Annotated in this window: 17 protein-coding genes and 2 pseudogenes; 9 read left to right on the forward strand and 10 right to left on the reverse strand. The window is 61.8% G+C overall.

From position 1 onward, the window contains the following. Positions 1-46 precede the first annotated feature (46 nt). The gene (gene uraH / locus ACZ0AJ_RS14845; protein WP_499455256.1) at positions 47-484 is read left to right on the forward strand and encodes a hydroxyisourate hydrolase; all 438 of its coding nucleotides are present in this window, start codon (positions 47-49) and stop codon (positions 482-484) included. A 46-nt stretch (positions 485-530) separates the two neighbouring features. On the opposite strand, the gene cynR is transcribed toward uraH, so the two are convergent. Next, complete coding sequence (cynR, locus tag ACZ0AJ_RS14850; RefSeq protein ID WP_499455257.1) at positions 531-1,427, reverse strand: transcriptional regulator CynR; 897 nt, start codon at positions 1,425-1,427, stop codon at positions 531-533. Positions 1,428-1,659: 232 nt separating this feature from the next. Between cynR and ACZ0AJ_RS14855 the strand changes: the two genes are divergently transcribed. Further along, positions 1,660-2,259 (forward strand): HPP family protein, encoded by a 600-nt coding sequence (locus tag ACZ0AJ_RS14855; RefSeq protein WP_499455463.1) that lies wholly within the window; start codon positions 1,660-1,662, stop codon positions 2,257-2,259. Between the two features lie 83 nt (positions 2,260-2,342). On the opposite strand, the gene ACZ0AJ_RS14860 is transcribed toward ACZ0AJ_RS14855, so the two are convergent. The 3 genes from ACZ0AJ_RS14860 to ACZ0AJ_RS14870 all read right to left on the reverse strand — a co-directional run bounded on the left by ACZ0AJ_RS14860 (position 2,343) and on the right by ACZ0AJ_RS14870 (position 7,160). Next, positions 2,343-3,110, reverse strand: a complete 768-nt coding sequence (locus ACZ0AJ_RS14860) for a class I SAM-dependent methyltransferase (protein ID WP_499455259.1) — start codon at positions 3,108-3,110, stop codon at positions 2,343-2,345. A gap of 235 nt (positions 3,111-3,345) precedes the next feature. Continuing rightward, the gene (locus ACZ0AJ_RS14865; RefSeq protein WP_499455466.1) at positions 3,346-4,596 is read right to left on the reverse strand and encodes a spherulation-specific family 4 protein; all 1,251 of its coding nucleotides are present in this window, start codon (positions 4,594-4,596) and stop codon (positions 3,346-3,348) included. 383 nt (positions 4,597-4,979) lie between these two features. Next, positions 4,980-7,160: a putative bifunctional diguanylate cyclase/phosphodiesterase gene (locus ACZ0AJ_RS14870; protein WP_499455468.1), complete on the reverse strand. Its 2,181-nt coding sequence runs from the start codon at positions 7,158-7,160 to the stop codon at positions 4,980-4,982. A 245-nt stretch (positions 7,161-7,405) separates the two neighbouring features. Here ACZ0AJ_RS14870 and ACZ0AJ_RS14875 point away from each other — a divergent pair, with 245 nt between their 5' ends. From ACZ0AJ_RS14875 to ACZ0AJ_RS14905, 7 genes and pseudogenes are all read left to right on the forward strand, one after another. After that, positions 7,406-8,461: a M35 family metallo-endopeptidase gene (locus ACZ0AJ_RS14875; RefSeq protein ID WP_499455264.1), complete on the forward strand. Its 1,056-nt coding sequence runs from the start codon at positions 7,406-7,408 to the stop codon at positions 8,459-8,461. A gap of 6 nt (positions 8,462-8,467) precedes the next feature. Beyond that, the gene (locus ACZ0AJ_RS14880) at positions 8,468-11,263 is read left to right on the forward strand and encodes a type VI secretion system Vgr family protein (protein ID WP_499455265.1); all 2,796 of its coding nucleotides are present in this window, start codon (positions 8,468-8,470) and stop codon (positions 11,261-11,263) included. Positions 11,264-11,272: 9 nt separating this feature from the next. Continuing rightward, positions 11,273-12,193, forward strand: a pseudogene (locus ACZ0AJ_RS14885) (T6SS effector phospholipase Tle3 domain-containing protein); the annotation flags it as partial. Positions 12,194-12,218: 25 nt separating this feature from the next. Further along, a pseudogene (locus ACZ0AJ_RS14890) lies at positions 12,219-12,287 on the forward strand (hypothetical protein); the annotation flags it as partial. A gap of 9 nt (positions 12,288-12,296) precedes the next feature. Then, positions 12,297-13,502 (forward strand): effector protein Tle3 domain-containing protein, encoded by a 1,206-nt coding sequence (locus ACZ0AJ_RS14895; RefSeq protein ID WP_499456797.1) that lies wholly within the window; start codon positions 12,297-12,299, stop codon positions 13,500-13,502. Between the two features lie 2 nt (positions 13,503-13,504). Next, positions 13,505-15,319: a type VI lipase adapter Tla3 domain-containing protein gene (locus ACZ0AJ_RS14900; RefSeq protein ID WP_499455268.1), complete on the forward strand. Its 1,815-nt coding sequence runs from the start codon at positions 13,505-13,507 to the stop codon at positions 15,317-15,319. Between the two features lie 26 nt (positions 15,320-15,345). Beyond that, on the forward strand, positions 15,346-15,612 hold the full coding sequence (locus ACZ0AJ_RS14905; RefSeq protein ID WP_499455269.1) for a PAAR domain-containing protein: 267 nt from the start codon (positions 15,346-15,348) through the stop codon (positions 15,610-15,612). Here ACZ0AJ_RS14905 and ACZ0AJ_RS14910 read toward each other — a convergent pair whose 3' ends face one another. The 6 genes from ACZ0AJ_RS14910 to flhF form a co-directional block, all read right to left on the reverse strand. Then, positions 15,613-16,128 (reverse strand): hypothetical protein, encoded by a 516-nt coding sequence (locus tag ACZ0AJ_RS14910; RefSeq protein ID WP_499455472.1) that lies wholly within the window; start codon positions 16,126-16,128, stop codon positions 15,613-15,615. Between the two features lie 78 nt (positions 16,129-16,206). Beyond that, positions 16,207-16,962 carry a flagellar motor protein MotD gene (gene motD / locus ACZ0AJ_RS14915; protein WP_499455271.1) on the reverse strand — a complete coding sequence of 252 codons (756 nt, stop codon included), beginning with the start codon at positions 16,960-16,962 and terminating at the stop codon, positions 16,207-16,209. A gap of 9 nt (positions 16,963-16,971) precedes the next feature. Further along, positions 16,972-17,715, reverse strand: a complete 744-nt coding sequence (locus tag ACZ0AJ_RS14920) for a flagellar motor protein (protein ID WP_499455272.1) — start codon at positions 17,713-17,715, stop codon at positions 16,972-16,974. Continuing rightward, positions 17,697-18,425 carry an RNA polymerase sigma factor FliA gene (locus tag ACZ0AJ_RS14925; RefSeq protein WP_183555772.1) on the reverse strand — a complete coding sequence of 243 codons (729 nt, stop codon included), beginning with the start codon at positions 18,423-18,425 and terminating at the stop codon, positions 17,697-17,699. The genes ACZ0AJ_RS14920 and ACZ0AJ_RS14925 overlap by 19 nt, the downstream gene beginning before the upstream one ends. A 42-nt stretch (positions 18,426-18,467) precedes the next feature. Further along, on the reverse strand, positions 18,468-19,286 hold the full coding sequence (locus ACZ0AJ_RS14930; protein WP_183555773.1) for a MinD/ParA family ATP-binding protein: 819 nt from the start codon (positions 19,284-19,286) through the stop codon (positions 18,468-18,470). Further along, positions 19,279-20,676 (reverse strand): flagellar biosynthesis GTPase FlhF, encoded by a 1,398-nt coding sequence (flhF, locus tag ACZ0AJ_RS14935; RefSeq protein ID WP_499455273.1) that lies wholly within the window; start codon positions 20,674-20,676, stop codon positions 19,279-19,281. The genes ACZ0AJ_RS14930 and flhF overlap by 8 nt, the downstream gene beginning before the upstream one ends. Between the last annotated feature and the right edge of the window lie 268 nt (positions 20,677-20,944).

Consider the following 20,944-nt stretch of genomic DNA (forward strand, 5'->3'; position numbering starts at 1 on the left):
GCATTGAGGTTCCGATTATTTCTACACCCACCCCTACGGAGAACGCATGAAATTCATTCAGACCCTGCTCGTTATGACCCTCGGCGCTGCTGCGCACTGCGCCAGTGCTGCAGCCGCACCCACGGTCGCACCTGCCACCGCGATCAACCCGCTCAGTGTCCATGTCCTCAACCTGCAGGACGGTTTGCCATCAGCCGATGTGGCTGTGACGCTTGAGCAGCGCGTGGGCGACGGGTGGACCATGCTCGGCGAAGGCGTCACCAACGCCCAGGGCCGTATCCCGGCCCTGTTCCCCGCCGGCGTGGCCATGGTACGCGGCACTTACCGGGTCACATTCAAGACCGGCAAGTGGTTTGCCGAGCACAAGAGCCCGACGTTCTTCCCCGAGATCCCTGTCATCTTCACGGCCGACGGCAGTGTGCCGCATTACCACGTGCCGCTGCTGCTGAGCCCTTACGGCTATTCGACTTACCGCGGCAATTGAATCCGTACAGCGGGAAACACAATCAGCGGCGCGCCGGCACAGAGCATCAGGCGCCTGACGTCAAATCCCGCACCAGGTCGGTCAATACGTCGACCAGTGCTTTGCTTGCCGCTGTGCGATACGCCCCCTTGCGCCAGGCATAGACGATATGGCGCGACGGCATTGGCGGCAGCAGCGCAACCGCGTGCAGATCGGTATAGGCGGCAGAGATCGGGTTGGGCAGAACTGTTCCCAGCGTTCCCTGACGGACGATCTGGACCAACGCGCCGATGGCATTGACTTCGACGGCGACCTTTGCCGCGATACCGTGCGACGCGCAGTACGCATCGATTTGCTGGCGGGTAGCGAAGGACTTGTTGAGCAACACCAGCGGTTCGGCAGCAAACGCCGCCAGCGGCAACTCGGCAGACCGGGCGGCGAGTCGATGACTGGCGCCGGTCACGAAGCCAAGCTGCTCTTCGTACACCGGTGTGTAGTCGAATTCACCCGGCTGCTGGGGGCTGAAGGCGATGCCGAGGTCGAGTTCGTCGTTGATCAACATCGCTTCAATGTCTTCCTGCGCGATTTCCAGAAAACTGACTGTGACCCCTGGATGCAGTGTATGGAACCGGGCGATCAGCGGACCGATCAGATACAGCGATAACGTCGGCGGCGCAGCGCAACGCAGCACGCCGCGGTGTGCGGTACCGACATCCTGGATCGCGCGGGCGCCGGCGTGAAGATGCTGCATGCCGAGTTTGGCGTGGCCCATCCATGCCTCGCCGGCATCGGTCAGGCGCACGCTTTTTCCACTGCGGTCAAACAGCTGGACACCCAGCAATGCTTCGAGCTGCTTGATCTGCTGCGACAACGCCGGTTGCGACACATGCAGCGCGGCGGCGGCACGGGTGAAGTTGCGATGCTCTGCAACGGCAAGAAAATAGCGGATATGGCGCAGCAGCATGGACGTTCCGATGATTCGTTTTACTTATCAACATCATCGCATATCGATCTTGGACCTTATGGTTGTGGGTTGTTATATTCGCAGCCCTCCCACTCAGTTTTTTAGAAAGATGTCATCTTGTCGTCCTTTCAGCAATGGTGCCGCGATTTCCTCCCCGCCCCGATTCAAATAGCGCCTCGTGAACAGTTACGCAGCAGTCTGGGCGCGCTGATCGGGTATCTTCTTTACGGGCGTGATTGCCTGGTTTTTCGGCGGGCCAATCGACAATCTGCCATTGCTGGCAGCGCCCTTGGGCGCGTCTGCCGTGCTGTTGTTCGGCGTACCGGCAAGCCCGCTGGCCCAGCCATGGGCGATCATCGGAGGAAATCTGGTCGGCGCAGTAACAGGCGTCAGCTGCGCTTACTTGATCCCGATGCCGCTCCTGGCGGCGGCAGTTGCCGTGGCAGTCACGGTCATGCTGATGTTTTCGTTTCGCTGCGTGCATCCGCCGTCCGGTGCGGTGGCAATCACAGCGGTGCTGGGAGGCAGCAAGATTCATGCACTCGGCTACGCATTCGTGCTGTTCCCGATCGGTCTCAATTCTGTTGCCCTGCTTGCCGGCGCCCTGGTTTATCACAGGCTCACCGGGCATCGCTATCCTCACCGCGCGATTCACAAGACGCCTGCGGCCAACCATGACGCGACGGAGATATTTACACGTGCGGATCTTGACGCGGTATTACGCAGGCGTACCGAAATACTGGATGTCGATGTCGATGACCTGGAATCGGTGCTGGAAGAAGTGGCGCAGGAAAGTCAGCGACGTCGTGTGAGCATGGCGAGTTCGTCCTGAAATGGAAGATGGTTGAGCAGTGTGCGTCGCGGCGGAAAGTGCCATGCCACTTCCACCGATAGCAACGACGGGAAACTCTGCGCTTACTGCTTGCGAAACACGACCGCATGCTGGATCGGCAGCGACTTGATGCTGCGTTCCCACTTCAGGCCATGCGCCGTGGCTTCACGCCGTATCTGCGACTCGCTCATCTTGTGCAGCGGCTTGATCGCAACTGCCGGATCCTCGGCGCGATATTCGACAAAGACAACGCGCCCGCCCGGCTTGAGGGCGCCGACGATGCTGTCGAGGACTTCCGCGGGATAGGCAAGTTCGTGATAGACATCGACCATGATGGCCAGGTCGACGCTGGCCGGCGGCAGTTTGACGGTGGTTTCGCTGCCCAGCACCGAGACGACGTTGCGCACGCCGCGCTTTGCCATCTGGCTGTCGAGCATGGCGATCATTTGCGGCTGCACATCGACGGCGTACACACGTCCATTGGGCCCGACCTTTTTCGCCAGTTGCCAGGTGTAATAGCCGGTACCGGCGCCGATGTCGGCCACCGTCATGCCGGGCGCCAGCGCCAGTTCCTGCAACAGCAGTGCCGGCCGTTCCTCATGTGCGCGGCTTTCGCGCTCCAGCCATTGCGCGCCCTCCCATCCCATCACGCCGGAGATCTCGCGGCCCATGTAGCGCTTGCCGATCCCATCCGGGCTGGGAGCGACACGTTCATAGCGCGTGTCGGCGGTCGCCGGCTGTGCCACGGCATCGATGCTGGCGGATGACAGTAGCGTCAGCGCCGACAGGCAGGCCAGCAGGACAGGGAGTATACGGCGGGTGTGGGAATTGCTAGAGCGGGTGCGGTGCATGATCGGTTTCCATAAGAAGTCGCTGCCTGCAATCGCGCGGGCAGGCTTGCCGTGAATAGGAACGATCAGTGTAGCTGCGTCGGCGGCCCGATGTACTTTCGCGTGGCGACTGGCGTCCCTGCCGCACTTGCGCTGATACCTTCCAGCTGGAACGCCGGCAAGACGCATGAAGGGGAATCGGCCAGCCTTGACAAGGCCGGCCTCGTGGATGTTCTGGAATCAGCCCGAAAAACGACTAATCCTGGAAGTAGAATTGCTGGCTCGACGCTGCGCTATACGGCCAGGCGCTGGCCCACGAACCTGCACTGCTGGTGTCCATGGTGAGGGCGTTCCCCGTCGTCTTGGCAGTGAAGTACACCAGTCCGCCAGCCTCTCTCATGGCAAACAACTGACGATCTCCCAGCGTGCAGCTTTCCCACGTCACCGCATTCGCGTTGCTCGACCCGGCTGTCAGACACAGACCGCCATAAGTCAGCTTGTAGAAATTCTGGCCCGAGACGTTTTGGTAGACCAGATTCCAACTGGCGGCGGATGTACAAACCTGCTGCTCCGCGTGACCACTCGTGGCCGACAGGCAGAGATAGCTGGCTTTGTTAACGATCTTGTGGCTCAGGTTACCCCAATTGACGCTTGACGCTGTCGTGCTGCTGCCATTCAAGAGCTCGGTTTCTCGTGCCCAGTATGGCGGCAAGCTTCCCCAGGTATTTTCGCCAGCCTGCCAGTTGCCGCCGATGTTGGTGACATAGCCATAATCCGCACCACGGTTCTTGATTTCCTGAACAACACGTTCCATATCCGCCTGTGCAGGTACGGAGTGCACGAGATGCCATGTCAACACGCCTTTGGCGCGTGCTGCCGCCGTTGCGTTGGTGATCGGTTGGACCTGGCTCGTGTACGAGGACGTATCGCTCTCGAACAGGACGGCTATTTCGCCTGCCTGTGTTGCGGTGACCACGCAGTTGTCCGGCACGCCCGCATTGAACGCAATCGTTGCATCCGCACGGTACTTCTTCACGATGGTTCGCAGCTGCTGGTATTCGTTTACGAACGCTGCACAGTTCCAGTTTGCCGGGGCAGCTTCGTCGAAAAAGATTCCTTTGATATTGGGCATCTGCTGGAAATAGTTGCGGACCTGGGCTTCGATCCGTTCCCAGGTTTGGCAGACCCCCATTTGATTGCAGGAATGGTTGAAATAACCCGTCGGGACGTACCCGATCAGCCGTACGTTGCGGCTCGTCTGTTGATCGACGATGCTTTTGTAGCTGGCAAGATCGGGGACCAACGTCGTTGTCTGGCCCTGAAAGATGCCGCTGTCAGGGTTGATCAAGGCCAGCGATCCGGCAGGTAGCTGGTTGTACAGGCTGGCATTCGTGCCCCAGTAGCTAATGACGCCGATCTTGGTCGCGACTGCCTGCGCCTGAACCGGGGTCGACATGCCGCTTGCAACGCAAGCCAACATGGCGCTCAGAAGTACATATTTTTTCATACTGTCTCCTTTGTATGATTCGGTGAACATCAATGAATGAGCGCCGGTTGACGCAGCGCGTGAAGATAAAGCGCGAATTGACGGCGAGCGTGCGCTGACTGGCGGCAGGCACATTGTTGGCCAACAGGCCTGTTTGACACAGGTTGCGATTGACTTTCGTTTCATATCGGCCGCGCCGGGCCAGGACCTTACGTCAGCAACGGTCGAAGAAGCAAAAATCCACTTCAAAACCACGTTTCATCGCGTGTTGAAGCTTATAACGTTGCCGCGGCGCGCACAACGACTTACGAGGTACTTTTATATCTCGTTGTTTTTTTGCTTTTTCGTTACATTTTGCTTTCGAGCTCTTTCGATAAATGCGTGCCAGCTTGCGCAATGACCTTCTATTGGCTCGAGCCAGCCGGCGCTGCGCGCAGCAGCGCTTCGATGGCGTCCGGCGCCACCGGCCGGCTGTAGCAGAAGCCCTGCATCTGGTCGCACCCGTGGGCCAATAAGAAGGCGAGCTGGTCCGCCGTTTCGACCCCTTCGGCAATCACGTTGAGCTTCATCGAGTGCGCCAGGCCGATCACGGCGTCGACAATGGCGGCGTCGTCGGCATCGTCGATCAGGTCGCTGACGAACGAGCGGTCGATCTTGAGGCTGTGGATCGGGAAGCGTTTCAGGCTGGCCAGGCTCGAATAGCCGGTGCCGAAGTCGTCGATCGCCAGCTGCACGCCCATCGCCGCCAGGCGCGCCATCGTGGCAGTGGCCGCCACCGGGTTCTGCATCAGCACGCTTTCGGTGATTTCCAGCGTCAGCGCGCGCGGGTCGCACCCGGTTTTTTCGAGCAGCACCGCAACGCGCTGGGCCACGTCCTGGCCCAGGAACTGGCGCGCCGACAGGTTCACGCTGACGCGCACCGGCGGCAGGCCGCCCTGCTGCCAGGCCACCTGCTGGGCCATCGCGGTTTCCAGCACCCACTCGCCGATCGGTACGATCAGGCCGGTTTCTTCGGCCAGCGGAATGAAGTCGGCCGGCGACACCATCGGCTTGCCCTGGGGCTGCCAGCGCAGCAGCGCTTCTACGCCGCCCAGATGGCCAGTGGCGATGTCGACCACCGGCTGGTAGTGCAGCACGAATTCGCGGCGCTGCAGCGCCCGTTGCAGCTCGCTTTCCATGCGCAGGTGCAGCGCGGTCTGCGCGCCCATGTCGGCCATGTAGAAGCTGAAGCCATTGCCGCCCTCTCCCTTCGAGCCGTACATGGCGCTGTCGGCGCACTTGAGCAGCGTGGCGCTGTCGGTGCCATCGCGCGGGTACATGGCGATGCCGATCGAGCCGGTCGGGAAGACCTCTTGCCCGCACAGCAGCAGCGGCTGGAACAGGTTGTCGAGGAGTTTACGGGCCACGCGCGCGGCATCGGTCTCCCCGGTCATCTCGGGCAGCACGACAACGAATTCGTCGCCGCCCTGGCGCGCCACGGTATCGCTCTCGCGCAGCGAACCGGCCAGGCGGCGCGCGATCTCGACGATCAGCTGGTCGCCCGCGTCGTGCCCGAGCGTGTCGTTGACGTGCTTGAACCGGTCCAGGTCGATGAACATGACGGCTACTTGCGTGCCGGCGCGGTGCGCATGGGCAATCGCGCGTTCGAGCCGGTCTTGCAGCAGCACGCGGTTCGGCAGGCCGGTCAGGGCGTCGTGATTGATCACGCGCAGCAGCGCTTCTTCGGCGCCCTTGCGGCGCGAAATGTCTTCGACCACCGAGATGAAACGCTGGTTGCCATAGGCGTCGCGCATTGTTGAGACGCTGACATTGACCCAGATCGGCGTGCCGTCGCGCCGCAGCAGGCGCCGCTCGCGCTGGTAGTCGCTGATATCGCCATCGCGCAGGCGTTTGACCAGTGTCAGCTCGTCCGGCAAATCATCGACGTGCGTCAGTTGCTGGAAGAAGCGCTGCAGCAGTTCGATTTCGGTGTAGCCCAGGATCTGCGCCATCTTGCCGTTCACGCGCAGCAGGCGCCCGTCCGGGCCCAGCAGCACGATGCCCACCGCCGCCTGGCTGAAGGTCAGGCGGAAGAATTCCTCGCTCTCCTGCAGACGCAGGCGCGCCTTGCGGCGGAAGGTGATGTCCTGGCCAATCAGCAGCAGCATGTAGCCACCGGCCTGCTCGGTGCGGCGGATATTGAATTCGAGATGGCGCACGCCGTCCGGCTGGCCTTCAATTGAGACGAGCACATGGTCTTGCGGCATGCCAGTGAGGAGTGCATCGCTCACGCGAGCGGCCAGGCCGGCGTCGGGCAGCCAGCGCGCCAGTGGATGGCCGGCGCTGGCCGATTCTTCCGGCGCGTCGATCAGCTCGGCCATCATGCGGTTCATCGAGCGCACGCGGCGCTCGGCGTCGATGACCAGCAATCCCGCCGGCATGCCGTCGATCACTTGCTCAAGATAGTTTCGGTTCTGGCCAAGCAGCGCGTGGGCGTCTCGCAGCGCGTGGGCTTCGCTGGTCTCAGGTTGATCCTGGATGGCTGCGGCGTGCAGGCTGGGGGCCACATCGGTGTGTGGTGCGGGAGTCTCGTTCGTCTGGATCATGATGGGAAGCGCCTCTGGCTATCCAACATGATCGAGTGTTATTTTTTGTTGGATACGATTGTTGCATGATAGCAAAGCAACGCCATGCAGGCGACCGTTGTCGATCCTCTGTTGTTATTTTGTGTGAGATTTTTGCGTAGCAGATGACATGATTCAAGTTCGCCAATTCGCGGCGCTGCCGCGGCTCAATGTGGACAGAGAAAATAAGGTGAGAGTTATCCGGTCCAACCCAACCGGAGTCCACCATGCATTCAGGTTTTCTGCTGTCGCGCGCCGCTGGCGCACTCGCCATCGTGTGCAGTGCCGGCGCGGCGCATGCCCAGGTCAACGTCACGCTGAGCCCGGCGCAGCCGGCGGTTGGGCGCGGCGACAACGTCCTGGTTAGCGTCACGCTGACCAATACCTCGAACACGGTCCAGCAATTGCTGCGCTGGCGCACGCCGCAGCAGGTGCTTGAGGCGCCGCTGTTCGAGGTGCAGCGCGACGGTCAGCCGGTGCGCTACCTGGGCCGCCGCATCAAGCGCGCCGCGCCGGGGCCGGCTGATTACCTGCAACTGGCCCCGGGCGAGGTGCTCTCGCAGACGGTCGAGCTCTCGCGGTTCTACGAGATGAGCATCACCGGCAAATACACGATCCGCTACCGCAGTCCGGCCATGCCGGCGCCGGGCGCGACCACCGGCGCGGTAGTGGGCGAACTGGCCTCCAACCCTGTCACGATCCGGATTGACGGCAGCAGCACGCCGACACTGCAGGATGCCACGTCCACTGGTCCTGGCTTTGCCAATTGCACCAATGCGCAGCAGACGCAGCTGACAGCCGCAATGGCGGCCGGGCGCGCAATGGCGGCCGACAGCCAGGCCTACCTGACCTCGGGCACGCCGTACGGCGCCCGCTATGCGATGTGGTTCGGGGCACAGGACGCCGCCCGCGGCGCGAAGGTCACGGCCAATGTCACGGCCATCAAGGAAGCGTTCGAGAACAAGCCCGTCAAGATCGACTGCGATTGCGACGAGCCGTATTTCGCCTACGCGTATTCGGCGCGGCCCTACACGGTTTGGGTGTGCAAGGCGTTCTGGGCCGCAGCGCCCACCGGGACGGATTCGCGTGGCGGCACGCTGATGCACGAGCTGAGCCACTTCAATGTGGTGGCGGCCACCGACGACCACGTGTACGGCCAGGCCGCGGCAGCGGACATGGCGCGCAGCGCGCCGCAGCGGGCGATTAACAATGCCGATTCGTATGAGTATTTCGGCGAGAACACGCCGCGGCAGGCGACTGCGGCCCAGGCTGCCGGGGAGTGATTGACCATGACACTGCTTCCAACGACCCTTGCCGCCGCCCTGGCCGACTACCGGCTCGACACGCGTAACCGGCCCCTGCGCATGGTGCTGGGCCAGGCCGGCTCCGCCGATGCGAATGCCCTGCTGCCACACCATGCCAGCGCCAGCGAAGCGGTGTGCGGCGGCCTCGAGCTGCAGATTCTGTGCCTGTCCGAAAACGCGACGCTCGAACTGAAGCGTTTTATTGGTCTGCCCTGCGAACTGCAGATCGTGACCGACCGGGGCAACCTGCGCAGGCTGTGCGGAATCGTCACGGCGGCGGCATCGGGCCACAGCGATGGCGGGATAGCGAGCTACAAGCTGACCGTGCGCGACGCGCTGTCGGTGATGGACTCGACGCGCACGACGCGCGTTTTCCGCGACAAGAGTGAGCTCGAGATCATCGAACTGGTCCTCAAAGAGTGGCAAAGAAACAATCCCGTGATCGCGTCGACCTTCGACTTCGATATCCACAGCGGTCTGCTCAACCGCAATCTCCCGAAGCGCGCGCTCACGATGCAGTTGAACGAATCGGATGCCAGCTTCGTGCGCCGCCTGATGCAGCGCCGCGGCATCGCCTGGTTTTTCCGCCCGGGCAGAACCGACAGGCAGCGTCAGGCTGGCGGCGATGTCGCCGGCATCGGCCACTCGCTGGTGCTGTTCGACGATGACAGGGAGCTGGCCCACAATGCAGCCGGCACGATCCGTTTTCACCGCGACGGCGCGACCGAGGAGCGCGACGCGATCACGCTCTGGAGCGCCGAGCGCACGCTGGTGCCGGGCCATACGTCGTTGCACAGCTGGGATTACCTGAACCCCGGCAAGGGCGGCTCAACGACCAGTTCGCCGCTGCGCGTCAACCAGGGCAAGACGGGGAACGCACTGGCCGCCAACCTGGAACAGTACCAGGTGACGGCGCCGCATCTTGGCGACAACCGGCTCGACCTGCTGGCCATCAGCGATGCGCTGGTGGCGTACAACGAATTCGTCGCCAAGTGCTTCCATGGCGAAGGCACGGTACGCGACCTGGCCGTTGGCGAGTGGTTTGGCCTGACCGGCCATCCCGAGATCGACAAGCACCAGCCTGAACAGCGCGAATTCGTCGTGACCGCGCAGCGCATCGATACCACCAACAACTTGCCGGCGGACGTCAATGCCAAAGTCGAGCGGCTGTTTGCACGCAGCGGCTGGGACATCGTGCGGCTTGACGACACCGCACAAGCGCTGCGCTACCGGTCCAGCTTCAGCTGTGTGCGGCGCGGCATACGGATCGTGCCGCCGCCACCGGTGATTCCGCAGCCGCAGCTGCAAAGCGCAATCGTTGTCGGACCGAAGGACGAGGCCGTGTGGTGCGATCACCTGGGGCGCGTCAAGATCCGTTTTCCGGCGACGCGCGCGGAGGAGCACATGGATGGCGCCGGCGCGTCGGGTTCGGATCGCGACTCGGCCTGGGTGCGCGTGGCATCCGGCTGGGCCGGCAACCAGTGTGGCGCGCGCCTGCTGCCGCCCGTGGGCGCCGAGGTGCTGGTGGCGTTCGCCGGTGGCGATCCCGACAAGCCGGTCATCATCGCCCAGGTCTACAACGGCGCCGCCCCGCCACCGGCCTTCCGGCGCGAAGACGGCCTGCCCGCCAACCGCTTTCAATCGGGCCTGCGCAGTCGCGAAGTCCACGGCCAGCGCGGCAATCAGCTGCGGCTCGATGACACGACCGGACAGATCAGCGCGCAGCTGGCGAGCGACCATGGGGCCAGTGAACTCAATCTGGGCTACCTGACCGAACCGCGCCAGGAAGGCAGCGCCAGGCCGCGCGGCGAAGGGGCCGAATTACGCACCGAGGAAGCCATTGCACTGCACGCGGCGCGCGGCATTCTTCTCAGCGCCTGGAAGCTGCTGGGGGGCGGCAACAAGGGTGCGCAGCTGGCCCGTGACGATTATCTTGGCCTGCTGCGCGACTGCGGCGAACTGTGCGCGTCGCTGGGCAACTACGCGGCGCAGCACAACGGGTTGCCCATCGACACGGCCGAGCAAGAGGCGCTGCTGGCGCGCTTCACGGGGTGGGAAGACGGCAGCAATACCAAACCGGAAGCGGCGTCGCCGGGCGAACCGGTGATCGCCGTGACATCCCCGGCAGGAATCGGCTTTGCCAGCTCGAAAGCCGTGGTCACCTACGCGGGCACCAACGTCGACATAGCCGCGCAGCAGCACATGCAACTGACCGCAGGCCAGCGGTTCTCGGTCAATGCCGGCAAAGGGTTGTCGCTGTTCGCGCATCACGGCGGGCTGCATGCAATCGCTCACAACGGCAAGCTCCTGATGCAAAGCCAGCACGACGACACGGCCATCGAGTCAGCTCAGAACATGCAGCTCACGGCGACGGAAGGCACGGTGACGGTCACGGGCAAGGTCATCCTGCTGGTGGCTGCGGACGGCTCGTTCCTCAAACTGGGCGACGGCCCGCCTGTACTGGGCAGCAAGGCTCCTCTGCAATTTCGTGCGCCGGATTACACGTTCGACGGGCCTGGATCGATGGCGGCGCAGTTTCCTGATTTTGGCGCCGGCGGTGCGGACCAGCGACTGGAACTGCGCTATCCACGGGGCGTGGCGGACGACGACGGCGCCGAACCGCTGGGCGCGCTGGTGAAGGACATGAAGATGCACGTGGCGCTCAGCGACGGCACGAGCCTGGAGGGTGTCAGCGATGCGCAGGGCAAGTCCGAACTGATGGCACGTGATGCGATGCACATGGCTGAAATCGTGCTGTCGCGTGGTGGCAAAGACCAATAGGAGAGCGAGATGGCCAACAAATATCCGAAAAGTGAATACGTCATCAAACGCGACAACGCGCTGCTGCAACCCTGTCGCATCAGCGACAAGGTTGTCGACGTACCGCGCGAGCAACCCTGCAACATCATCGTGGTACACGGCGTAAACGATGTTGGCACCAGCTATGGCGCAGTCGAGGAAGGGCTGTGCGCGGGACTGCAGGATCGCCTGCTGCGCAAGTTCAAGCCTGGGACGTACCGGATGCCTAACGCGAAGGATAAGGAGACGCTGCTGGATGATCCTGATGCGGTGTTTTTCAAGCGCGACACGGCGCCCGACACGGATAGTCCGGTGATCCCGTTTTACTGGGGCTTTCGTGAAGTGGGCAATCTGACGAAGACTGTGAATGGCCAGAAGACGGATCGCAACGGCAATCGCCTCGACAAGGACCTGTCCAAGGGCGGCGGCCCGTTCGGCAATGCCACCAGTACCCTGCCCGACATGTGGAATAAGGGCATATATGCGCCATTCGATCCGGCCGGTGACCCGCTCCGACCTGTCAAGAACGGACCGGGACGAATGTACATGGTGCTTGCTGCGCGACGCCTGGCGGCGCTGGTGGCCATGATTCGTCAATATGAGCCGAATGACACTGTCAACATCGTCGCGCACAGCCAGGGTTGTTTGATCAGTTTGCTGGCACAGGCGTTCCTGATGGAGATGGGTGAGCGTACGGCGGATACGCTGATTCTGACGCATCCGCCGTATAGCCTGGATGAAAAGATGGGCATGGCAATGCGGACCGCTACCTTCGTCCAGGGCGACAAGGACGTAGCGATGGAAAGATTCTATGATCTGATCGATAGCAGGCAAAGCGTCCAGGCACGCTTGCAAACGCTAGTAAATATCGTTGCAGGCGTCGCGAAGTCCAAGGCAACTTCGCCCGTATTCGCCCGCATCAGCGGGTTCCAACGGCATGGTGCATGGACGCTGGACGCCAGATGCGGACCGCGACAACCGGGGCAAGGTCTACCTTTATTTCAGTCCGGAGGATATGACAGTTGCACTCGACAATATGCGCGGGATTGGCTGGCAAGGCGTGCCCGATAGTATTGACGATACGCGCACATCGGTCGACACGGGGATAAATTCCATTGCCAACGAAACGAGCTTCGAGGCGACGCGCGCATTCATGCCGGTGCAGCGCAAGGCGCTCAGTGAGCTGGGACTTGCGTTCCGCCAACGGGTGTTTACCGCCAAGCTGCGCCCCGCTTCGGGTTCAGGAAAGGCCGCGCCAGTTCTGGTGGGCCAGAGACCACATGATTTCGTGTTGCGGTTGCCCGGAGAAGACGATCGTGCGCACGTAGCTGCCACCGGCCGTACGCTGCGCGGATCGTTGCCAGCGATTCCGCATCCGGACACACAGCGCCGTGGCGTCAGGACGATTAATGGCGAGGCGCTCAAAATCCCATGCCAAGCCGACATTCAGGGTAATCAGATTGCTGCTGACAAGATTCCAGCGGATTCGATGCTCTCACAGGTCGAACTCAAGGATCGCGGGCCTTGCGAGGAAGTTGATGCAATTGACGCCGCCACTGCCGTCACAAGCAATAAAGGCCTTCACGTCAGGAGCGAAGGCCTGAAGCCTGCAGTCATTGCGTCATTGCGGTCATGGAGGACCGGCGATGTCGTGGAGTCTGATCTTAAACGGCTGGAAGCCGCGTACAACCAGGTCAAGCGTCCCGGCAACACCAACCCCGAGGATAGGGAACGCATAGTGTCAGGCGAACGTTTCGCCAATGGTGCGATCAAGGCGCAGATAGAAGAAAGTCCTAATGCGGCAAGGCTGCGCTGGCAAAAAGAATTGAGTCCGAAATCGTTTCATAGCGTGATTTTTGCAAGTAGCAAGAATCATCGGCAGGTCACTGCATACGATTTATCGATTGGGAGTGGCAAAGCAGTGAGTGATCCGGCGTTTCGCGCATATTTGTGCGCTGTGGCGGATTGGCGGCTGAAGAAACCAGACCCGAAAGTGCAGTCACGAGAAAACATACTAACTTGGGACCTGTTTCGTCAGCAATTCAATTCTTACTATGAAAGCGAGCCCGATTGGCGAAAGGGTTTGATCAGAGGGAACTGCGACTATTACAGTCTCGGCATTCTGCCAACTGCTCTGCCGCTATTAACTGGAAAGTTATGGGATATTGTTATTTCAGAAACAATATCAGGAAAACGAGTTACTTCCATATTGAGAGGTTAGTAATGGAAAATAGTCAAATCGATAAATCTCAAATCAAGTGGCCACCATTGTGGAAATATCTGCTGGGTGCATTTTTTACATTTCCAGTTCTATTTTCACTGTGGGTAGTGTTCGATATCTGGGCTTTGCGTCCGGAACTTACTGATATTGATACGGGAGCGGCGATGAACAAATTGCGATGGTTCGGTATTCCTCTGATAGCGGTGATCACCTTATTCGGCGGAAAATGGCTAATCGATGTACATGCTGCCAATGGCCGAGAGCACGAATGGCAACAAAAAAAACGATACCTTGCGGATCAAGATGCTCGCGCAAAAAAATCGGAACACTCTAGACGTGAATACGTGCTTGAAGTGTTGGGTTTAGGTATTACAGTAGAAAAGTACCGTCAAGGGAAACTTTGGCATGTACTGCAACAAGGTGGGCCCTATACAAGTATTCGTGAACCAGATCCCGAGAAGTATCCATGGACTGGATTCGACAAAATGGGCCAAACCGGTAGTCGGGCCTGCGATGCTCTCGAAAACGGCGCTAATTCGTCCCCGATGTTTTGGGGAGTACCATCGATGTATGCAGGTAGCTCAGTGGAGAATCCCAAAGACCAGCCCAGCGAAGTCTCGCCAATGTCCGGCCTTGCGGCAAGCGCAGAAGGAACTGGCATGGCGTGGCATCTATTTACAATAGGGCCGTGGCAGCTTAGTGAAAATCCTGACCAATTACTGGAACAGGCATTCGCTTTTTTCGATGCACACCCTGATCTTCCATATTTGCTGCTGCTTAGCACCGAGAGCGATTCAAGTCGTGACTATGGACAATTACCAGGTAAAAAGCCTCGTGTTCAAACTGGTCACTACATCCCCGAGTACTCCGATGCCAGTGCAGTCTTCGTTCTGGCCCGGCGCGAGCGGGTCGAGCCACTGCGGCCCTACGCATGGACCGACCCGGACAATAACTATTTGCAAGAAACCCTGCGCCAGATGTACTACCAACTCATGAGCACAGTACCCATGCGGCCAGAGTTGAAAGCCGAGTGGCCAAATAGCACCAGACAACCCACCGTCGCCGAATGGCTCCCCGCCGCCGCCAAATTCGCCAAACACCCCGTCTTCGACCGCCCCGAAAGTACACTACTCGACGACTACAAGCGCTGGGCCAATCCGCCTCCAAAAGACTGGAAACCAACCCCCTGGTTCCCGGTCCCCTGGAACCGCAACCAGCTCGCCGCCTTCGACGCCCTGCCCTCGATGGGCTTCATCCACCGCCCCGTGTTCGTCAAGTTCGAGGATGACCAGGGCAAGCCGGTCAAGCGCCGCGACGCGCGTCAAAAGCTTCTGGAAGCCGGCTGGCAGCAGGCGCTGCAAACGCTGCCCGACGCACAGCGCGCCACAGGCCCGGCGCGCATTATCGCCGCGTTCAACCACGACACCGAACAGAAGATCGCACTGGCAGGTACGCTGCACGCGTATGCCGCGCAGGGTGGCCCGGAGATCGACACCGGCAAGACGTCGCAGTTCATCGATACCGACCAGCGCATGGGCAATACCGGCGCAGCGACCTTCTTCGTCCAGATGGCCGTGGGCGTGATGGGCAGCTATATCGACGGCGGCGCCTCGGCCGCGATCAATCTGCGCGATCCCACCGGCGCCAGCATCGTGTTCATCAGCCCGCCGAGCAAGGAACGGCGCGAGTCGCAAGGCCCAAACATCTTCAAGCACATTGTCCAGCCGTCGATCGATCCGGACAATTACAAGCCACCGACCGTGGCGTCGGTACTCGGCGCAGAGGCCATTCCCGAACACGACACCGCAGCCGACTGATTCATCGTCACAAGAAAGGCTCAATCATGCGCAACATCATCAGGCTCGGCGACGCCACGTCGCATGGCGGCAAGGTTCTCAGCGTCAGCGCGCGGCATTTCAGGGTGGGCGGTATTCCGGTGGCTTGCGTGGGCGACACCTGCAGTTGCCCCATCAAAGGTCACAATGGCTGCAAGATCGTCAGCGGCTCGGCGCAGCACAAAATCGATGGCAAGTTGATTGCCTTCGATGGCGACAAGACAAGTTGTGGCGCGACGCTGATTGCCAGCGCCACCAACTGCAAGGCGCCGTAATCAGCGCGCGGCCATCCTGACCGTGTGCGAGAACTTCACCGGCAGCGCCGGGCTGCTCTTGATGCCGCCCGCGTCGAGCTTGCGCAGATCCGTCACCCACGGGCCGGCGTAGCGGATCTCGTAACTGTGCTGGCCCGGCTTGAACGCATACGCCTGCGTGATGTCGAGCGTGTTCAGGTAGGTCGTCTGCGGCTTGACCTCGAGATAATCGGCAGCGTTCAGCGGGCCGCGCTTGACCATGCGGCCCGTGTAGGCGACCGTGTCCGTCAGTGAACTGAGCGCAAAACGGGGGGCGCTCAAATCGTCGCCCAGCGCGATCTCGCGCGGGATCCATATCGGTACATCGCCCCGGTTCTCGATCAGCACCCGCACCTTGACCTTGCCGGCCCCGGTTTCCACTTCGAGCCGATGCTGGACGTTCACCTTGGCCTCCACGGCCTTGACCACGCCAACCAGGCCGACCAGCGACAACACCATTGCCAGCTTGGCCGCCGGCGAGCTTCGTTTGACATGCATTGCGACTCCTCGAGGATCACGGCAGGCGTCACCCGCGCGACGCTGCCTGTCGATTATGACATGATTCGATCAATACATTCACGGAAGTATGTTTCCACCGGTCTCGGGCAGCGCCGCCAGGATCATCACCGCCACGCGCCGGTTGCGCGCCTTGCCGGCCTCGTCGGTGTTGGGCGCCACCGGGCGCGTCGCGGCAAAGCCGATCGCCGACAGGCGCACCTCGGGCACGCCGTTGGCAGCGAACAGGCGCACCACGCTGCTCGCGCGCGCGGTGGACAGTTCCCAGTTCGATGGATACAGCGGATTGGCGATCGGCAGGTCGTCCGTATGACCTTCGACCTCGATCCGGTGCGTATCGTTCCTGAGCAGGCCCGCCACCTGCGCGAGGATTTCCTGGCCTTCGCCGTCCAGCACTGCTTCGCCCTGCGGGAACAGAATGCTGGCGTTGATCTCGACGCTGATGCCGCGCGCGTTCTGGATCACCCGCACCTGGCCCGACTTCACCAGCGGCAGCAAGGTCGCCGACAGTTCGCGCGCCATCACGCCCATCTTTTCCTGCTCGCGCCGCGCTGCTTCGTTGCGGCGGCGGTTGATGATGTGCGACAGCGGCAGAACGGGCTCGACGTTGGTGTTGACTTTGGTGGCGGCGCCGCGCCCGCCAAAGGCATCGCCCAGCGCATCGGACAGCACCTGGTACTTGCCCTCGTTGACGATGGAGATGGCGTACATGACGACGAAAAATGCGAACAGCAGCGTGATCAGGTCGGCGTACGAGATCAGCCAGCGCTCGTGGTTTTCGGTGGAGACATCGTCGTCGTAGCGCTTGCGGGCCATGGCAATGACCTAGTGGTGCGTGAGCAGGCTGGCAACGCGTTCGTCGATGACGCGGCCGTGGTCGCCGCTGGCCAGGTCGGAGAACACTTCAGCCAGGATCTCGTACTGCGACACCTTGTCGCTGACGATGGCCTTGAGCTTGTTGCCCACCGGGTAGAAGAACAGGTTGGCCATGCCCACGCCATACACGGTCGAGACGAACGCCACTGCGATGCCGGAGCCCAGGCGGGCCGGATCGGACAGGTTTTCCATCACATGGATCAGGCCCAGCACGGCGCCCAGGATGCCGATTGTCGGCGAATAGCCGGCGGCCGATTCCCAGATGCGCGCCGCCTGGCGCTGGGCAAATTCATAGCCGTTGATTTCGTGTTCGAGCAGGCTGCGCACCTTCTCGGGCGCGATGCCGTCGACCACCAGGCGCAAGCCCTTGGCGATGAACGGGTCGGCCTTGCTCATGAATTGTTCGAGCGACAGCAAGCCATCGCGGCGCGCCGTCAGGCTCCACAGTGCGATTTCGCGCGACAGTTTCTGGCGGCCGTTTTTCGGTGGCACAAACACCCAGCGCAGCATGGCGATGCCGCGCAAGAAGGTACGGGTCTCGCTTTGCAGCAGCACGGCGCCGAAGGTGCCGACCACCACGATGGCAAATGCGGCAGGCTGGATCAACGACGAGAACTTGCCGCCGTCGAGGGTGTAACCCAGAAAGATGCCGGCGATTGCCAGCACCAGGCCGATTACGCTGGCCCAGTCCATAATTGCTCCCGTAAGGTGGTGCGCAAACGTGCGACGGCCTGGGTGTGCAGCTGCGACACCCGCGATTCACTCACGCCCATCACGGCGCCGATTTCCTTCAGGTTCAGTTCTTCTTCGTAGTACAAGCCCATCAGGAGTTTTTCGCGCGGCGGCAGCTTGTCGATTGCGTCGATGACGGCCTGACGGAAATCGGTTTCCATCAGGCTGCGCAGCGGATCGGCATCGTCCACGGCATAGCGGTCGAGGAAATTGTCGCTGCCTTCGTCGGCATGAAAGTCTTCGTAATACAGCAGCTGGTGGCCGCCCGAATCGGCCAGCATGTCCTGGTACTCGTCGAGCGAGATCTTGAGCGACGCGGCCACTTCGGATTCGCTCGGCGGGCGGCCCAGGCGCTGCTGCAGCGATTGCATCGCGCCCTCGACCTTGCGCATGTTCTGGCGCGTGCTGCGCGGCATCCAGTCGCTCGAACGCAGCTCGTCGAGCATCGCGCCGCGGATGCGCAGCACGGCGTAGGTCTCGAACTGGGCGCCGTGGTCGTCTTCGTAGCGGTTGATCGCGTCGAGCAACCCAATCATGCCGGCCTGGATCAGGTCATCGACCTCCACCGAAGGCGGCAACTTCGCCTTCATGTGGTGGGCAAGACGCTTTACCAACGGCATATGCTCCGTCAGCAAAGAATTCTTGTCCGCTTTCCCTTTGACCGTATACATGCTGGCGTATGTCTTTTTCTTTATATGTCGATGGCGACTGTGTCAGGAACCGATGGACGCGCTGCCCTGGCGGCCGAACTGCGGCATTGCAGGCAGTGCGAACTTGCCGGCCAGCTGGCGAAACGCAACCGATGCGCCGGCCAGCGGGAAGGCATCGACCACGGCCCGACCCAGACGCGCGGCGCGGTGCAGGTATTCGTCGGCCGGCACGGCGCCCATGAAACTGAGCTTGACGGCCAGATAACGTGTTGCTGCCAATGACATATTATCGTATACCACCTTGGCCTCCCCCTCAGTCGCGCCGGTCACCAGGATGCCGAATGGCCGGCGGCCCAGTTCCTGCGTCAGGCGCTTGATGAGCGAGTAGGCATTGGTGATCGAGGCCGCGCTGGTCGACACCTGGATGACGATCTCCGAACTCGACATCAGGGGCACCGGGAACTCGCCGTCCGGGCCCAGTTCGCCATCGACGATCACGATGGCGGCCTGCGTGGCCAGCACGTCGAACGTCTTGCCCAGGCGCCGCACATCGTCGGTCGATTCGGGCGTGCCCATCGGCACCACCGAGAAGCCTTGCGGGGCCGGATGGATCACCTGATTCAGCGCGCTTTCCTGGCGCGCGACCTGCAGCAGCGAGGCACCGCGGTTCAGGCCCAAACGGCGGGCGACACCGTACTCGACGTTGCAGGCGTCGACGATCAGCACTTCGTTACCGGCCTGGGCCAGCGAGGCGCCCAGGTTCACCAGCATCGCGCCCTTGTCGTCTTCCGGCGTGGCCGAGAGAAATGTGACCACGCGCGGACGCGGGCCTTGCAGCATGCGGCGCAGGCCTTCGGCCTGGTCGAAGTCAAAACTAGCCATGCGACACCTCGCGGCGGCTGGCTTGCGCGGTGGCTGCCATCAGCATCGGCAGGTCGGCGTCCGCCGGGGCGGTGCCGCGGTTGCGGAACGCGCGGTCGATCAGCATCGCGCTGTCGGCCACGTGCAGGTCTTCCGGCACGCGCTGGCCGTTCGAGACGTAATGCAGTTTGAGCTTCTGGCGGATCACGATGTCGAGCACGCCGCCGGTCGAGGCAGCCTCGTCCATCTTGGTCATGATCGCGCCGTGCAGGCCGCTGCCCTGGTAGGCACGGACGACTTCGTTGAGCGTCTCGTTGGTCGACGTCGAGTTCAGGCACAGCAGGCGTTTCACTTCAGCGCCCGAGCCCGACAGCATCGCGACCTGCTCGGCCACCATGTGGTCGCGCTGCGACATGCCGATGGTGTCGATCAGCACCGTGTGCTTGTTGCGCAGTTCCTTCAGGGCGATGCGCAGGTCGGCCTCGTCCTTCACCGAGTGCACCATGACGCCGAGGATCTTGCCGTAGATGCGCAGTTGTTCGTGACCGCCGATACGGTAGGCATCGGTGGTGATCAGTGCCAGCTTGTCCGGGCCGTGGCGCATCACGCAGCGCGCGGCCAGCTTGGCCGTGGTGGTGGTCTTGCCCACGCCGGTCGGGCCGACCAGAGCGAACACGCCACCTTCGGACAGCATCGCGTCTTCGTTGCCGATGGTTGCCAGGTTGCGCGCCAGCACGGTCTTCACCCAGCGCATCGCTTGCGCCGCATCGTTCATGGCCGGCATTTTTTCGATGATGTAACGTGCCAGCGTGGCAGAGAAACCGGCAGCGAGCATTTCACGCAGGACGGTCGCCTTGTGCGGTTCGCGCTGGGCGGTCGAGCCCCACGACAGTTCGGCCAGCTGGGTTTCCATCAGGCCGCGCATGGCGCGGATTTCGCTCATCATGTTGCTCACTTCCGAGGTCGCCGATTCCTTGGCCTGGGTGATGGCGGCGCTCATCATGGCGGTCATGGCGGCCATGTCGATCGTCGGTTCAGGCGCGGGGGCGCGGCGTTCGGCGTAGGTTGCGGCCGGCTCGACCGGGGCCAGTGGGGCGACAGGTGCGACATAGGCAGGCGCGACCGGTGCGTTCATCACCGGGCCGGCATCCTGGTAGCGGCGGGCCGGCGTGGCACGCGGCGCGGCTGGTGCGAGTTCGTCAAAGTGCTGCAGCTGCGGCTTCGGCTGGGCCATCTCGGAATCGGCGACAGGCGCGGACAGCGAGGCGACATCGTCGTTATCGAGTGCCAGGATTTCGACGGCGCCGTCGACCGGACGGTTGGACAGGATGACGGCATCCGGACCCAGGGCTTCGCGCACCTTGCGCAAGGCATCCCGGGAAGTTGCCGCTGTAAATTTCTTCACTTTCATCGTGGTTCTCCGCACTTCAATCTATGTTCTGCATGACGGGCACATGCCCATCGATAGGAATCATTATTGTCGATGCCGTGTGGAAACGATCAACCGAGAAGGACGGGGAAAAGGGCCTATTTCCCCACAATCAGAAAAAGTGATACTGGTTTCTTGAAATTTGGCAGGTAGGTGCGGGTGCTGCCCGGGTTTGCGTCGGCGCAAAAAGGTGGTGTGCACGTGCCGATCTTGCCGATGCCGGCCGGGTCGAACCGTGACTGGCACGGCT

Source organism: Telluria sp. AC161 (genome assembly GCF_979258535.1).